This is a genomic window from Candidatus Micrarchaeota archaeon, assembly GCA_028866575.1.
Classification (GTDB): Archaea; Micrarchaeota; Micrarchaeia; order Micrarchaeales; family Micrarchaeaceae; genus UBA12276.
This window is the reverse complement of record JAGWHU010000050.1, coordinates 1-1,070: the sequence shown is the minus strand read 5'-3', so window position 1 is coordinate 1,070 and position 1,070 is coordinate 1. Positions and strand designations below refer to the sequence as shown.

The 1,070-nt window shown below is 52.6% G+C and carries 2 protein-coding genes; one reads left to right on the top strand and one right to left on the bottom strand.

All coding sequences use genetic code 11. The annotated features are described in order from the left end of the window. A partial coding sequence (locus KGI06_06390; GenBank protein MDE1871837.1) for a hypothetical protein occupies positions 1–785 on the bottom strand: 785 nt, incomplete at its 3' end. Positions 786–866: 81 nt separating this feature from the next. Between KGI06_06390 and KGI06_06385 the strand changes: the two genes are divergently transcribed. Beyond that, a partial coding sequence (locus KGI06_06385; GenBank protein MDE1871836.1) for a hypothetical protein occupies positions 867–1,070 on the top strand: 204 nt, incomplete at its 3' end.

The following is a 1,070-nucleotide window of genomic DNA, read 5'->3' as shown; positions in this document are numbered from 1 at the left end:
GCCGTGGTACTGGTGGTATTCACCCCAAGGACACTAAACTTGGCAGAGGCAGAGGAGATACCACCAATCAGAAGATCTGCACTGGTGTTAATGGTATTGAGGGCACCATTTTGCAGTGTCCAGTAGTTAACTCCTGCTACCGGTCCTGTTGCACATTGGGCAAAGGAGGGAGCACTACTGCCAGTACTTACCAAACAATATCCTGCAGTTCCCGAAGAGGTCACTGCCAGGGCACTCCCATTCCCATATACCACTCCACCTGTATTGGCTGTCAGGTTTGCTCCTGTTCCTCCATTAGCTAGTGGGAGTGTACCGGTAATATCCGCATTCCCCAGGTTGACGGCAGAAGAGGAGAGCACCCCACCACTGCCAATATGGGCAATCCCCGTTCCCAGAGAACTAAACTGGATGGCGCCAGAGGAGGTAAGTTGGGTTAACCCTGTCAGTGCCGTGGTGTAGGAGGGAGCAGTCCCTGTGGATACCAGGACACTGCCTGCTCCTCCTGCAGCAAGGGTATTTACTACACCTGTCAGATTCCCATATACCAAGGCACCCGAGGGAATGGTTGAGAGTCCTGTTCCTCCATTCCCCACAGCAAGTACACCCGTGACATCACTACTTGCAAGGTTGACGGCTGAAGAGGAGAGGAGGCCACCACTGCCTGCATGGACAACCCCAATCCCAAGATTAGAAAGCGTGACTGCTCCGGTTACTTGCAGGGTTCCTCCTGTTGTCTGGTTCCCTGTGGTTGTCTCATTTCCTGTGGTGACCAGGTTCCCATTCACCGTAACAGAGGTCAACGGACTTAAGACAATGTTTCCTCCTGTGGTACTGTTGCCAAGCGTCAGGGTCTGATTGGCGGTTGTTTGGATACTCCCATTGTTCCCAATGGTGACACTGCCTGTTTGTCCGGAGACAGAGGCCGTGGTACTGGTGGTATTCACCCCAAGGACACTAAACTTGGCAGAGGCAGAGGAGATACCACCAATCAGAAGATCTGCACTGGTGTTAATGGTATTGAGGGCACCATTTTGCAGTGTCCAGTAGTTAACTCCTGCTACCGGTCCTGT